Consider the following 14,559-nt stretch of genomic DNA (forward strand, 5'->3'; position numbering starts at 1 on the left):
TGAAAAAATAGCTCAAATTGATCAAATAAAGGATCCTGTGTCCGCCGGGCAAGATGAGTGACTTTTGAGGACAGGAGATCCGTTTAATGAAGTTTTTTTGTATTAAAACATTCTAATCGCATAGATTTCCATAGCGGACACCTATGCGATTCACATTTGTTTTCGCTTTTCAATAAATTATTTCTAATCTTTTATTGAAATTTAATTGCTATGTTTTTTAATTGCGTGTAATTATAAAGGGCAATAAATCCTTTTTCTCTTCCAAACCCACTTCTTTTATAACCCCCGAATGGCATTTGAACACCACCACCTGCTCCATAATTATTAATAAAAACTTGACCTGACTCAACACTGTGTGCCAGCTTGTGAGCGCGGTTAATATTAGAAGTCCATATCCCGGTTACTAAGCCATAATCCGTGCTGTTTGCTAACTTTAAAGCTTCTTCCTCATCCTTAAATGTCAATACCGTTAAGACTGGTCCAAATACTTCCTCTTGAGCGATTTCACACTCATAAGGAACCTCATCAAAAATCGTCGGCTTTATGTAAAAACCGTTTTCACACCCTTTGATCAATACCCGTTCTCCTCCAGTAATGAGGCGACCATCACTTTTTGCTCTATCAATCATTCCTAAGATCCTATCAAATTGCTTTTTATTTAATATAGGTCCAACATCACTGTCTTCGATTCCAGGACCTATCTTTAATGACTCGAATTTACTGACAACCTTCTCTAAAAATTGATCTTTAAATGATTCTTCGATAATTAAACGAGACCCTGCAGAACACGTTTGACCTGCATTTTGAATAATTGAACGCACAACTGTTTCTACTGTTTTTTCAACATCACAATCTGAAAAAACGATGTTTGGTGACTTTCCTCCAAGTTCTAATGTCACCGGGACAACATTTTCTGCAGCTAATTTCATGACTGTTTTTCCAGTTGGAACGGAACCAGTAAATGTAATATGTTGAATATGTGGATGGCTGCACAACGCAGCTCCAGCCTCGTGTCCGTAACCTGTAACATGGTTAAAAACACCATTTGGTAAACCAAGTTCATGAAAGTATTCTGTCATTTTATTCGCTGTCATTGGCGTATCTTCAGCGCTTTTTACAACGACCGTATTGCCAGTAGCAATCGCTGCTGCGACACTTCGAGAAATAATTTGTATTGGATAATTCCAAGGTATAATATGAGCCGTAACACCAACTGGCTCTCGGACTGTATAATCAATCATTCCGTCTTCAATAGGAATTGTTTCTCCCATTACCTTATCCGCAGCTCCACCGTAAAACTCAAAATATCGAATGGCAGCATCAACGTCAGCGTACCCTTGAGTGAGTGGTTTACCAACATCGAGAGTTTCTAACTTTGCTAGTTCATCACGTTCATTCTTCATTTTTGCAGCAACCTTCATTAACAGTTCACCACGTTCATGTGGCTTTATCATCACCCACTCCTTCTGATTAAATGCTGAACGAGCAGCTCTTACTGCCTCATTCACATCCGCCTCAGTTCCTCTAGGTATGGTTGTAATGAGTTCACCATTTGCTGGGTTTTTCACTTCTATTACATCACCGTTTTTAGCCTCTACCCAAGTTCCATTTACGTACATTTGGATTCTTTCCATTCCTGTACCTCCTCATCGAATTAACACAGGATTACACGCTTCGTCCCCCATCAACATGAAGGACTGCACCTGTTACCATTCGGGCTTCAGATGATAATAAATATTTTACTGAATGAGCAATATCTATTGGTTTTATAAGGCTTCCTAATGGTACACTTTGTCGAAAAGTAGTCTCTTTCATTTCATCTACATTTGAACCTTCCTTTGCAAACTGACCTAGCATATTCGTATCTGCAGGTCCTGGGTGAAGAGTATTTACCCGAATAAAATCAGGAGCTAATTCAAGTGCTAGAGCTTTTGTAAACGACTCAACAGCCCCTTTTGATGCAACATAAACTTGTAAGCCCGGACGAGGTCTCGTTGTAGACACTGAACCGATGTTAACAATTGATCCAGCTTTATTTGGTCTCATATATTTCACGGCTTCACGGCATGTTAAAAATACCATTGTCATATTCACATCCATGATTTTATGAAATTGATTGACATCAATCTCTTCGACTGGAGTTGCACTTTGTGCTAAGCCTGCAGCATTGACGAGACCATCAATTTGACCAAACGTATCTACCGTTTTTTTAAAAGCATCACGCACAACACTTTCTTCTAAAAAGTTACCTTCTATCGTTAATAGGTTTTCGTTTGGTTCTAAAGATGAGAGTGAAGAAACGTTGACATCACAGCCAACAACTTGTGCTCCATCAGTAAGTAATTGACTGACGATCTCCTTGCCCATCCCTCCCCCGGCACCGGTAATGATAAAGGTTTTATTTTCAAATGACATAAAATCACTCCGTTCTATCACTTATTCCTTGAACGCCAATAAGATCGCCTCTCCCATTTCCTCTGTCGATGCTGTTCCGCCTAAGTCAGGTGTAAGAGAGGCGCCCTCTGTTAAAACTTCTTCTATTGCATTCATGACTCGCGCCTTTAAACGACCGTACCCAAGGTGTTCAAACATTAAAGCAAGTGACCAAATTTGGGCAATAGGATTTGCTATCCCCTGGTTAGCAATATCCGGAGCAGAGCCGTGAACGGGTTCAAACATCGAAGGATACGCTTTCCCTGGATTAATATTTGCAGATGGGGCTATTCCAAGCCCACCGACAATTGCTGAACCTAAGTCAGATAAAATGTCTCCAAACAAATTTGATGAAACAACGACCTCAAAGCTCTCTGGACGTTGAATAAAATAAGCAGCTAACGCGTCAATATAAATTTTCTCATACTCCAAAGTTCCATATTGTTCTGCAACCTCTTCAGCCACCTTGTCCCAAAATTTCATCACATGGATAATCGCATTTGACTTTGTTGCACTCGTAACCTTTTTGTAACCGTGTTTTTTTGCGTATTGAAAGGCATATTCAACAATGTTAGAGACACCTTGCCTTGTCATAATCGTATTTTGTACAGCAATCTCTCGCACCTCTCCAGTAAACATACTGCCTCCAACATTTGAATACTCGCCTTCAGCATTTTCACGCAAAATTACGAAATCAATATCTTCAGCATCCTTGAGTGGACTAGAAAGCCCTTTTAAAAGTTTAACTGGTCGAAAATTTACATACTGCTGAAACGTTTTACGAATAGGCATTATTAGTTCCCAAACAGTTACGTCATCAGGAACACGCGCATCACCAATTGCACCAAATAAAATAGCATCAAAAGATTTTAATAGGTCTAACCCATTGTCAGGCATCATTTGACCATGTTTTAAATAGTAATCAGAATTCCAATCAAATTCTTCAGCAATCAGATCAATCCCTTCATTCCTAACTTGTTCTAAAATTTTGTATGCTTGTTTCATCACTTCCGGTCCTATCCCATCTCCAGGTAAAACAGCAATTTTTACACTCATGATTCATGGCCTTCTTGATTTAAAAATCGTAATGCAGCTTGGCGGTATATTTCTGTTGTTTGACCGAGTTCTTTTATATCAATGTATTCATTTATTTGGTGGGGGATTTCTCGATCACCAGCACCAATTGTAACGATTGGTACACCATGTATATGTAAAAATGTGCCATCCGTAGCTCCTGGTACTCCATTATAAATAGGTTCTACATTTAACACTTCTTTCACAGAATTGTAGACAGCACGCACAACAGGATTATCTTTATCTGTAGCTGTTGGAGGTCGGTCATCTAATACTTCATAATCTACCTTAAAGTATTCGTCCTCAGCTTTTAGTTCGGCAAAAATCTTTTCAATGCCTTGTAAAATTTCTTGATGGTCCTGGCCAGGGACTGTACGTATATCAAACGTAGCCATACAACGATCCGGAATTACATTTATTTGCGCATCTCCTTTAACAGGAGATTGTACAATAGTTGGAGAAATAGACGGCCATTTTAAATAAGGATCTTCCCCAAACCGCTGAATCTCTTGTTTTTCATAGTTTTGAAGAGCTATAATAATCTTTGCCATCCTCCAATTCGGATTAATTCCACTCCAGGAAATTGCCCCATGCGCTTGTTTGCCGTATACAGTCACTTTTACACGTAAGGCTCCACGTTGTGCAATACATACATTGTTTTCTTCAGGTTCGCAAATAATCGCCCCATCAACATTGTCTGCCCAACCTTGCTTAATAAAGTGTTTAATCCCGATCATCAAACCTTCCTCATCACAAGGTATACAAAGAATAATTTTCCCTTTGAACTCTTCTTTATCTTCTAAAATCGAACGTACCGCTGTAATCATACATGCAAGATTACCTTTAGTATCATTTGTTCCACGACCGTACATGCGCCCTTCTACAATTTCTGCTCCAAATGGGTCATAATCCCATGTCTCATGATCACCTTCTGTGACAACGTCCGTATGCCCTTCGAACAATAAGGTTTTCCCTGGTTTACCAGAATCGATCACACCGATCACATTTGGACGTCCGGGAACGACTTCTTCAACATGAACGTCGATCCCAATGTCTAGGTGACGGAGAAAGTCTGCTATATAATAAGCAACCTTCTCCTCATTCCCTCCAGGTATCCCAGGTTGATAAACACTTTTTATTTTCACGAGTTCTTGGGTTAGCGAGACTACACGTTCATAGTCTCGCTCCAGTCTTTTCGTTTGTAACATCGTCATTACACTCCATCCCTCCATACGTACTTAATTGTTTTGTACTAATTGTTCATGAGCTTTCGCACTAACAGGAAATTCATAAGCTTCTCTTTTAATAAGTAAACTAAAGGTAACAAATGCCACTAAAGATAGGATGACAGGTATTACAACAGCGTGAACCCCGAATAACTCACCGTGGGCACTGTTATATTGGAAAATTGCTATATAAGAAACGATACCGGTAATCATTGAGGCAAGTGCACCATATTTGTTGCCGTATTTCCAATAAAGACCTAATATGACTGGCCAAATAAATGCTGCCTCTAATCCACCAAATGCGAAGAGATTTAAGAAAATTAATAGTTCAGGTGGATTAATTGCCAATAAGAAAACGATAATCCCTAATACAGCGGTCACACCCATACTTACTTTTTTCACGTGGTTGTATGAAGCTTTTGGTTTAACATAATTAAGGTATACATCTTTAACAACCGAAGAACTAACGAGAAGTAGTAATGAGTCAACTGTGGACATCATCGCTGCTAAGGGTGCCGCTAGCACAAGCCCCGCAAGCCAACCAGGTAGTACTTCTAATGCAATCAAAGGAATAACTTGGTCAGCCACTTCTATTCCTGGCAATACAGGTCGGGCAAATACACCGATTAAGTGCATGTTTAACATGATAAAACCAACAACTACAGTTCCAATTAATAATGCTTTATGCATTGATTTTGAATCACGATACGACATTGCACGAACAGCCACTTGAGGTAATGCAACAACACCTACTCCGACTAGTATCCAGAAAGAAGAAACATATAGAGCAGTCAGTGATCCGTCATGACCATATGGAGTCACAAGGTTCGGGTTCTCCATCATTAAATCATTAAAGATAGTTCCTAAACCGCCACCTGCAATAATGACACCAATTAACAGCAGCAACGTCCCACCAAACATGACAATTCCTTGTAATGTATCAGTAAACGCAACAGCGCGGAATCCACCGATAATGACATAAATTAAAACGGCAATTGCAAATACAAATAATGCAGATGTATAAGTCAGACCAGTTAAAGACTGAATTAAGTATGCACCACCAATCCACTGTGCCGCCATGGCTGCAAATAAAAAGATGATGATACTTAATGCTGAAAGAATAACGACTGAAGTACTCTTATATCTATGCTTCAAAAAGTCAATTAACGTAATAGCTTTGTAGCGACGTGCCACGATTGCAAACTTCTTCCCTAAGACTAAAAGCACAAAATAACCCGTCGCTACTTGTGTCATAGCTAATAAAACCCACCCTAACCCAATTGAATAAGCAGCACCTGGGCCTCCGAGAAAACTTGATGCACTACCATATGTAGCGACCATCGTCATCGCAAGAACTAGTCCACCTAGTTCGCGACCGCCAAGAAAATAATCGCTTAAAAAAGACGTTGATTTAGCCATTTTACGGTTGGACCAAACCCCAATAAAAAAGATAACAACTAAAAAGATTAATAAAGGTAGTAAAACATCCCAATTCATGAGGTATGGCTCCTTTCTTCTGTTACATCTTCATCTTCTAGTGAAATATCAACAAGTACATATTTGACAACGATAAAAACAAGGACGACCATTACCACAAATCCAGCGATACAGCTCCAAAAAAACCAAGCAGGAAAACCTAAAATGTATGTGTACTCTTCTGGTGGTTTTGACCCCATCGTATAGGCAAAGCCATACCACCATAAAATATTAAACACTGCCAGTATTACACCTATCCAAGCTTCTCGATGTGCGATCTGAAACCGCCGATCTTTAGTCTTCCCCATAGAAACACTCATAAAAAGTCCCCTTTCTTTATTTAAACACGTCTTCTACCTAACCTTTTTAAAAGACATGTTTAATCTCAATAATAGATGACATAGAAAAAAATTAGCGTTATAACTCAGTTGAATTCTCTTATTTAAAAAAAGATAGCTAGAATTCAAGTAGCACCTTCGTTTCAAACCGTCATTTTTCTTTAAAAACTTACTATAGGTTTTTTGTCAGTTATATTAATCTATTTATATTTGTTAATGATAACCCCATATTATATTAATTTTAAATTTTCCGACTTTTTATTACATTAGACATTTTGTAAAATGAAAGTGGACTTTCATAAGACAAGTTGAGCAAAAGGGATTGAGAATGTTGATCAAAATATAGTAATGGCGAGAAAAAATAGTTGAAAATAAAGTCAAAACTAGAATTTCACTCAAGTAAATAATATGTACGTAACAATTGACTTGGTTTTCTTTTGGCAGGAACAATAACGAAACCCTATATTTCATTTTTATCTGTCATATACTGCAACACTTCCGACTATCCCCTGTTAGATCCATCCTCACATTTCCGTATATACTCGGTAGTTCCATTTGGAAAAATATAGATAATTATCCATATACACCGTTTGTATACTTCTTACACCACTTCCTGCTATTCATAAAACACCTTTTAAATAACCTATACCCCAAAAAGGAGAATCCACATGACAAAAATGATCCAACATTATGAGATTAACGAACAAACGATGGCCCTTATTCCAGCACAGCAAATTGAATTCGATACGATTGCAATTGAAACCAATGGACGCTACTTTGTAAAGCAAACACCTATGAACATCATTAAGCGAGGGTGTCTTGAAGGAGGATCTAATTACGAAGGGAGAAGAAAAGCGGTGACACACTTAACGGGCACGATGCATAAAGTACCGATCCCAGTGAATCCGCACTTAAACCTTTTTGCTTTTCCGACTCATTCACCGAAACACTTCGAATGCGGGTGGCTATTTTATCATCATATTCGTCAACTCTCCCCTACCACTCCGCACGAGACCACTGTCACCTTCACGAACAACGAGACAATTCAGGTCAACACTTCCTATTACACCTTAGAAAAACAAATTCACCGAACGTCCTATTGTGTTATCCGATTTTCATATAAAACAATGACATCTGCAAACCCTTACTAGGTTTTGTTATCACAGTTAATTTCCGTGTATACACGGTGTTGTCTCTTTTTAGATCACAAGATAATGGTCGAAAAAGGGGACTGTTTTATGGATGAGAAGGAAGCTCATAGAGAAATATTAGGTGTGACAATACGCAAATATAGAGAAAAGAAGCAGTATTCCCAAGAGCTTCTGGCAGAATATGCGGATATGAATCCAAAATATATTAGTGATATTGAACTTGGAAAGTATAACCTTACCTTTTATATACTTTGTAAAATAGCAGCAGCATTAGAGTTGGAAACACCAAATGAATTAACAAATAAAGTCGTATCAGAAACGTATGCAGACATGCTCAAAAGAGCGAAAGAGTTAAAAGAGGTTAGAAAAAGGAACGAGTAAATGCTATGTCTCACGTCATGTCACTTTAACCGATATATTGCGCTTATTATACGTGTTATTTTGAAATATGTAATAAATATCAAACAAAAGCCTAATCTCTCCTTTATTCGAAAGGGAAATTAGGCTTTTGATGTTCAACAGTCGCGTCCTTTTATGGAATAACGCCTGAGCTTCTCACTATTTTTATTTATACCACTTAGGCTTTAATTTGCTGAAGTAATCATGATCTTCTAAAAACATGTACACTTTATCTAACATGTCATTCATGTTGTCTGGAATCGTTTTTAAAGTCCATATTACAGTAGAAAAAACGCACATAGCTAAGTAAAGTGAATATAACCTCCAAAAATATTCATCGGGGTCAGTATTATTAAAATACCCTCTGATTTGCCCTATTGAAAAAGGAATACTTACTTCTCGGCTAAAAATGCCAATTTTAAGAAATTCATGAATTGGATCTCCCCAATCATACCTGTTAAAGTCAATTACTCCAGAGAATTTTTTATTATTAACAATGATATTTCCAAGATGGAAATCATCATGTTGGAATAAGTTTGGCCGTTGCTTCATAAGGTGAATATTCTCTTCAATAAAACTCATTATTTTTTGATCATTTTTCACTTTAACATCACATGCTAAGTAAGCATCTATATATTTCTTATGTTTATCCACTTTCCTTAAATACCACGAAGGGATATGGTTTGGCGCAGCATATTGATGCATTTTCTTTAATTCCTTACCAGCCTCTATACCAATATCAAATTGATCTTGATCTGAGTATTTTGAGATTTCCTCTTCAGCATCTTTCCCCTCTATGTAGGATGTGATCATATACCCTCGATTTCCTACCTGACCAATAGAAATCGGTTGTGAGCAAGTAACATTATAATCCTGCATCCTTTCTAGAATAGAATATTCTGTCTTTTTTGATTCAAACTCGCCTATGCTAAACAGCCGAAGAAGTAACTTGTTGCTATCATCATTCATATGTATTAGATATTTTTCATCTGAAGAAAACCCCTTTTTAAGTTGAATGACATCCCTACAATTACTTAGTAATGGAATCTGTTTTGTTAACGTTTCGATCATTTGCTCACCTCTGTTATTCAGTATTGAAGAACAAATCAATAACCTCAAACTTGTATAATTCTATTAATCGAATATATTTCCCTTTAATTAAATAACTTAGAGCTTCTATTCACATTCTAATACCGCCTTCTCTTATTAAAGAATTTGTCTCTATACATAAGAAAAGCGCCCTTTAAGGGAATAATTATTATATTGCCTTAATCGTCAAATCACTTAATGCTTCTTCAACTGAAGCTCCCTTTAGCGGAATAACTTTATTGTAACGGAAATAACTTTCGTATTATTAAGGTAGGTTTATGAAGCCATTCGACCTGTACGATCCTTAAAATGGGCGGAGAAAAAAGCGACGGAATTTCTTGAGCTAGCTAATGCAGCCCTGCTCAACACGAACATGAAGGGCTTTGCTTCAACCTTCTTCTTCAAATCAATGTGTTGAAACAACAAAAAGAGCATATGGCGAGTCTCGATTCCGAAATTGAAGGAATTACAAGCACATTAGACGATTTTAATATTATATCCTCCATATCTGTCTTCGGTAAGCAAACCGCCTCCATGATTCTTGCGGAAATCGGGGATATTCATAATTTTGAGGATGCTAGAAAGCTTGTAGCATTTGCTGGAATTGATCCAGGTGTATTTTCTTCAGGTCGCTTTACCGCCTCATTGAGTCGTATATCGAAACGTGGATCAAGGCAGCTTCGACATACCATTTTCTTGGCTGCACAATGTTCGATTCGGGGAAACATTAATCTAACCTTACGAAGTTTTTATGAGGTATCATCTGCTCACGATTCAATCTGAAAAGTTAGGGTTTGCACCATGCACGGCAGCTGCACGCCCCTTCGGTTCCTCCCAATCTTCCTGACGACCAAGCGCAGTCAAATCAAGGAAATAGTATGAGCCCCCAAGCATCTCGGCGCCACGGGCGTACATGGAGTAAGTGTGAAAGACTTTCTCACCATTACGTAGAAAACAGCTATGACCCGGCTGTTCCCCCTCAGTGAAATAAATCATTCCTGCCTGTTCATGCTCTGACCTAGTACGGTAGTTGTACTCGATAGGAGCAACCGACTCATCCAATGTAACGTGGAAGTCATAATTAAAGTCACTACCATACGAGGAATACCAAGGGAAGTCCCAACCCTTGAGTGTCTTGTAGGCTTCAATTTTGTTTAGCGGTGCACGTGAGATCGTAACGAACGTCGTGTCACGAGCGTGCAAGTGCTTGAGAAGACCTTCAGATACTTCGTCAGCCGCTGCTGAACAACTCGAGCATCCCTTGTCCCACCTTGGATCAAACATAAAATGGCGAACAATGAGCTGGTGGCGTCCTTCGAACAGGTCAAGCAGACTGCTCTTGCCATCCGGTCCTTCGAAAACGTAATTCTTTTCAATTTCGACCATCGGTAACCTGCGGCGTTCGGCATTTAACGCATCACGTGCACGGGTGGCTTCTTTTTCTTTTTTAAGCAGTTCTTTACGTGCATCAAGCCATTCTTCTCGAGACACGACTATTGGAAGTTGAGTCTTTTCTGTTTTTCCCATAATGATTGCTCCCTCCTTATGTTTTCTTTAGTTTATCAAATATGACTGTATAGAATTTCTTCTCAATTGCTAAAAATATTTGGCCTGATTGGGGAACATGTTGTAGTAGGAATTTAACTGTTGCTAAAGGTATAGTTGCTCTACCTGGGGTACAGCCGACAAAACGGGATATTATACGCTAAGGGATAATCAAAAATGAACGCGTTTATAAAATAGCTTCATTATTTGCTTAAATTATGGAAAATACCGATTAATTTCATAACCAAAACTCATACCAAAATCAATCTACCAAAATATGTAACAGATATCCTTTTTGGTTATTTGTAATCATAATCCTAATATATCAGGTGTTTCAGCCTTAACATATAAAATATGCGCTTTGACGGTGCTACCCCTATATATTGCGTAACCCTAGCTTTCGAACGAATTTTTGAAAATCTGGATGCGTGTAATGAGTACCCTGATCAGAATGGATAAGAGCGTTTTTAGCCTTCTTAAAGTTCCTGTTTTTCTTCAGTTTTGTTAAGGAATTGGTCGCCAATTCCATGATGATACGACTTGACATATAATGTACTAAAACCTCACCTGTAGATCCATCTTTAATGACGGACAAATAGGCTCTCTGTCCAGCGTGATAGTTTAAGTAAGTGATATCTGTAAGAAGTACTTTCCCCGGTGTCTCATGTTTAAATTGACGGTTTAGTAGATTGGGGCAACTTGGTGTTCTTGAGTTGCTTTCATCATTATCCTGTATGGGTTTGCTTTCCTAATAGGGTAGACGATATCAAACTTTTTCATGAGTCTACGGATTTTCTTCAAATTGAAGACACACTGAAATTGACCCGCCAATGTCATTTTGATTTGACGTGCCCCTTTCTTACGACCTTTAAAATGAAATGCTTTTAATATCATTGCTTTTGCTTCTTTATCCTTCAATTCTAGGCATCTCCGTGCCTCTTCTGATTTAGCTGAGAAGTAATTGTAGTAACCACTTCGCGATACACCGGCAGCCTCATAGAGAAATTTCATCATATGTTTTAAGTTATATTTTTCAATCACTTCACGAATGAGAGTGTACTTATGACTAGCAGGACGTAGAACGACATACAGTGATTCAATCGATAAAAAGTATTATAGTTATATGAGAGGAGCACAAAAGGAAACGTAGACTACATCTATGTTTCCTTTTAAGATAATCCAACACTAGATTACAGGTCACTTAATTGAGGTGGTCTGTCAAAAAAGCCATTTAACTCATCAATTGGAAGTAGATTTTTTAAACTTTCACGATTCTCAAATAAAATACTTTGAAGATATGAAAGTTGCTCTTTTAAAAGTATTAAATGCTCCTCTTCTTCTTCTTTTTTATCTTCTTCAACATCATCCAACGGAAGCCACTCAAGCATTTCCTTCACGATCGTATTAATCTTCCTATTCACTGCATCTTCACCATAAACTTGACGTGCTTTTTCAATGGTTTACTGCACTTCATCATCGAATGTTTCTTGGTCCTCTTCAGAGTTATTGTAGACCTTCAATAAAATCTTCTAATCCATCATTCATCTTATCTATGACATTTCTAGATGTATGACTCTCATTATTATTTAGTTTCATATCATCACCAGTATTATTTTTCCTTTTAACCAAAATATTGATACAGAAACAAATGTTCTTGTATAAATTACCTTGGTGATCTTTATGGTGCCTTCAGTTAGATGTTTCATATTTATTGACTATGTTAAACATTTTTATTAGTCTCATTTCAATTTCTTCTAATTGATCTATCGGATCAACTTCATAAGGAGGTTTCCAAATATCAATTAAAATATCATTTTCATGTTCTAATTCTTCCATTAGACTCTGTAAAAGATCTTTATCATGTTCTTCATTTTCAACTATAACAACTATTTGTTCTAACTCATGGAATATGTTATCCATTCTTATAGAGGTTATATCATTGCTATTTATCTTGGCTCTTGACCTTAAAGAAAATCCTAGGGCAACTTTATACTTTATTTGATTTGTATCTATCGATTCAGATCGAAAATCTTTAATGACACCTTGGATTATCTCAGTAAATCTGTGTAAATCCTGAATATATTCAGTCCTTAATTGTGACTCGTTCCTTTCCTTGTGATTCTGGATTTCATGAATTAGGTAAAAGTTCAGTATCAGTGAAAGTGCAAAGCAAATTATTAGTAGCTTTTTCATCATAATATCCCTCTAAATATTAATTTTTTACTTATTTTCCATTTTAACACACCAATATAATGTTGTAATATAACAAAAGAACCATTATATACAATGGTTCTTTTGTTAGTTGTTTAGTAAAATTGTGCGGTTCCTTGAATACCGAATGGTAAATATTCACGTTCATTATCCACCATTTCATATAGGTTAAGCATAGTAAAGTCTACTTCATAATAACCATCTGAATTTGTAATGCCATCGTGAGAGTATATTGAATATTGTGCAATGCCTTCATCATTGTTTCCATATTCAAAGTTGCTTGCTCTTCTAAAATTCCAAATGAGATTTAGTTGTAATGGGTTATCAAATGCCTCATTGCTTAATAATGTTTCGGAAGTTCTAACAGGAATGTTGATTTCAACTTCACGTATCTTTAAGGGGACATTAAAATTTGTTACATCATTTTGACTAGGTTTTTCTGGAGTAAAATAAGTATTGTTTAACCCTTCATTTACAAATACAGCTTCTCTAATCCAGGCTGTTGGTGAAGGTTGACTACTATACTTTTTTGCCCCTTCAACATCCGTCCATTGTCTTGTTACCCATGGAGACTCAGTATTTCTGTTTAAAATTGTTTGTATTTCAATCCCAATACCATCATAATGTGCTTCACCAATTTGTACTAATCCCATATTTTGCAAATTTGCTTCAATAACTTCTTGGTCTTCAATAAATGTTTCTTCCTTTACTTTTATTTTATTGATATCATCATTAAATTTAACTGTAAAAGGGTCTATTCTGTTTTCGTATGCTTCGAAATCGCCATCCTTATCTTTTAATCCAAAAATATTAATTGTTGCATAACTTCTATCTTTAGGTAAGTAAGCCTCAAAAAAAAGATCTTTATTCTCCACTTCGCCTGTATAAATAGTCATATCATCATTATATTTCTTATTTGTTGATAGGAGATGATATGTTTTTGGTTCTTGGTTATTAATTTTTATTTTACCGTTTAATACTCCGTTCTCCTCTTTTAGATCGGAAACTGCCGAAGTACCATTGGTTTTGGTAACTTCAATTTGTTTATTATTAATTCGTTCTTGCTTATAAAGGATTTCAGGTGTTATACCATTACTTGGAATTTTCACTTCATTTTCCTCATAACTAAATCCAAATGCCGAAACAGGCAAGACCATTACAATAGTCAAAAATATCAAAATACTCTTTCTCATTCAAAAACACGCTCCTTTAAAATATTTTCATTTCATTTCGCTGTTTTCAGCATAGATATCAGACGCTATACCGATATCATCACTAAAAAAATTATCAGTCTCACTATCAATTACCTTTGCATTAGAGTGTTCAATACTTATCTCAGCACTTTGAGCATCTACTTTGTTGCTAAAACCTACTAACAAAAGCACTAGTGAAAAGGTCAGAAAAGAAACAAACTTCAACTTTTTCTGATACATTTTAAAACCCTTCTCTTGTTATTGAGTTTTCACAAAGTCATCCGCATCCGTCCATCCATCAAAGTTAGTTGAATATGAAATTACATATATCTACCTCCTCTATTTAATAATGATCGAGGCTAATTCTAGCAATACATTATAAAACAAGGATTTAAATACAATAAAATTCAAAAAATAGTTTTAT

General features: G+C 36.8%; 15 protein-coding genes and 1 pseudogene. 3 read left to right on the forward strand and 13 right to left on the reverse strand.

Annotated elements, in window-relative coordinates:
- Nucleotides 1-191 precede the first annotated feature (191 nt).
- From CD001_RS00820 to CD001_RS00845, 6 genes are read right to left on the reverse strand one after another with little or no spacing between them, the layout of a single operon-like run.
- Nucleotides 192-1,634, reverse strand: a complete 1,443-nt coding sequence (locus CD001_RS00820; protein WP_096185754.1) for an aldehyde dehydrogenase family protein — start codon at nucleotides 1,632-1,634, stop codon at nucleotides 192-194.
- Nucleotides 1,635-1,665: 31 nt separating this feature from the next.
- The gene (locus CD001_RS00825) at nucleotides 1,666-2,415 is read right to left on the reverse strand and encodes an SDR family NAD(P)-dependent oxidoreductase (protein WP_096185755.1); all 750 of its coding nucleotides are present in this window, start codon (nucleotides 2,413-2,415) and stop codon (nucleotides 1,666-1,668) included.
- A gap of 21 nt (nucleotides 2,416-2,436) precedes the next feature.
- Nucleotides 2,437-3,492: a tartrate dehydrogenase gene (locus CD001_RS00830; protein WP_096185756.1), complete on the reverse strand. Its 1,056-nt coding sequence runs from the start codon at nucleotides 3,490-3,492 to the stop codon at nucleotides 2,437-2,439.
- On the reverse strand, nucleotides 3,486-4,721 hold the full coding sequence (locus CD001_RS00835) for a M20 family metallopeptidase (RefSeq protein ID WP_096185757.1): 1,236 nt from the start codon (nucleotides 4,719-4,721) through the stop codon (nucleotides 3,486-3,488). Before CD001_RS00835 ends, CD001_RS00830 begins: the two co-directional genes overlap by 7 nt.
- A gap of 24 nt (nucleotides 4,722-4,745) precedes the next feature.
- The gene (panF, locus tag CD001_RS00840; RefSeq protein WP_096185758.1) at nucleotides 4,746-6,230 is read right to left on the reverse strand and encodes a sodium/pantothenate symporter; all 1,485 of its coding nucleotides are present in this window, start codon (nucleotides 6,228-6,230) and stop codon (nucleotides 4,746-4,748) included.
- Nucleotides 6,227-6,517 (reverse strand): YhdT family protein, encoded by a 291-nt coding sequence (locus CD001_RS00845; protein ID WP_096190444.1) that lies wholly within the window; start codon nucleotides 6,515-6,517, stop codon nucleotides 6,227-6,229. The genes panF and CD001_RS00845 overlap by 4 nt, the downstream gene beginning before the upstream one ends.
- Before the next feature lie 698 nt (nucleotides 6,518-7,215).
- On the opposite strand from CD001_RS00845, the gene CD001_RS00850 reads away from it, so the two are divergent.
- Together CD001_RS00850 and CD001_RS00855 are read left to right on the forward strand one after the other, a co-directional pair.
- Complete coding sequence (locus CD001_RS00850) at nucleotides 7,216-7,698, forward strand: competence protein ComK (RefSeq protein ID WP_096185759.1); 483 nt, start codon at nucleotides 7,216-7,218, stop codon at nucleotides 7,696-7,698.
- An 87-nt stretch (nucleotides 7,699-7,785) separates the two neighbouring features.
- A complete protein-coding gene (locus CD001_RS00855) occupies nucleotides 7,786-8,079 on the forward strand; it encodes a helix-turn-helix domain-containing protein (protein ID WP_179298548.1) in 294 nt (97 codons plus the stop codon).
- A 183-nt stretch (nucleotides 8,080-8,262) separates the two neighbouring features.
- Here the strand turns inward: CD001_RS00855 and CD001_RS00860 are convergent, their stop codons facing one another.
- Nucleotides 8,263-9,168, reverse strand: coding sequence for an aminoglycoside phosphotransferase family protein (locus CD001_RS00860; RefSeq protein WP_096185761.1), 906 nt, complete (start codon nucleotides 9,166-9,168; stop codon nucleotides 8,263-8,265).
- 453 nt (nucleotides 9,169-9,621) lie between these two features.
- On the opposite strand from CD001_RS00860, the gene CD001_RS00865 reads away from it, so the two are divergent.
- The gene (locus tag CD001_RS00865) at nucleotides 9,622-9,969 is read left to right on the forward strand and encodes a transposase (RefSeq protein WP_142303525.1); all 348 of its coding nucleotides are present in this window, start codon (nucleotides 9,622-9,624) and stop codon (nucleotides 9,967-9,969) included.
- Here the strand turns inward: CD001_RS00865 and CD001_RS00870 are convergent.
- The 6 genes and pseudogenes from CD001_RS00870 to CD001_RS00900 form a co-directional block, all read right to left on the reverse strand.
- Entirely contained in the window at nucleotides 9,961-10,713 is a 753-nt protein-coding gene (locus CD001_RS00870) for a DUF899 domain-containing protein (RefSeq protein ID WP_096185763.1), read from the reverse strand. The two genes, CD001_RS00865 and CD001_RS00870, sit on opposite strands and share 9 nt — an antisense overlap.
- Before the next feature lie 403 nt (nucleotides 10,714-11,116).
- Nucleotides 11,117-11,817: pseudogene (locus tag CD001_RS26745) on the reverse strand (IS3 family transposase); the annotation flags it as partial.
- 104 nt (nucleotides 11,818-11,921) lie between these two features.
- Nucleotides 11,922-12,188 (reverse strand): hypothetical protein, encoded by a 267-nt coding sequence (locus CD001_RS00885; protein WP_407081129.1) that lies wholly within the window; start codon nucleotides 12,186-12,188, stop codon nucleotides 11,922-11,924.
- A 232-nt stretch (nucleotides 12,189-12,420) separates the two neighbouring features.
- On the reverse strand, nucleotides 12,421-12,927 hold the full coding sequence (locus tag CD001_RS00890; protein ID WP_096185767.1) for a hypothetical protein: 507 nt from the start codon (nucleotides 12,925-12,927) through the stop codon (nucleotides 12,421-12,423).
- 110 nt (nucleotides 12,928-13,037) lie between these two features.
- Nucleotides 13,038-14,135 carry a hypothetical protein gene (locus CD001_RS00895; RefSeq protein WP_096185768.1) on the reverse strand — a complete coding sequence of 366 codons (1,098 nt, stop codon included), beginning with the start codon at nucleotides 14,133-14,135 and terminating at the stop codon, nucleotides 13,038-13,040.
- Between the two features lie 27 nt (nucleotides 14,136-14,162).
- The gene (locus tag CD001_RS00900; protein ID WP_096185769.1) at nucleotides 14,163-14,375 is read right to left on the reverse strand and encodes a hypothetical protein; all 213 of its coding nucleotides are present in this window, start codon (nucleotides 14,373-14,375) and stop codon (nucleotides 14,163-14,165) included.
- Nucleotides 14,376-14,559: the final 184 nt, after the last annotated feature.

Source organism: Evansella halocellulosilytica (assembly GCF_002335745.1).
Lineage (GTDB): Bacteria > Bacillota > Bacilli > Bacillales > Salisediminibacteriaceae > Bacillus_CA > Bacillus_CA halocellulosilytica.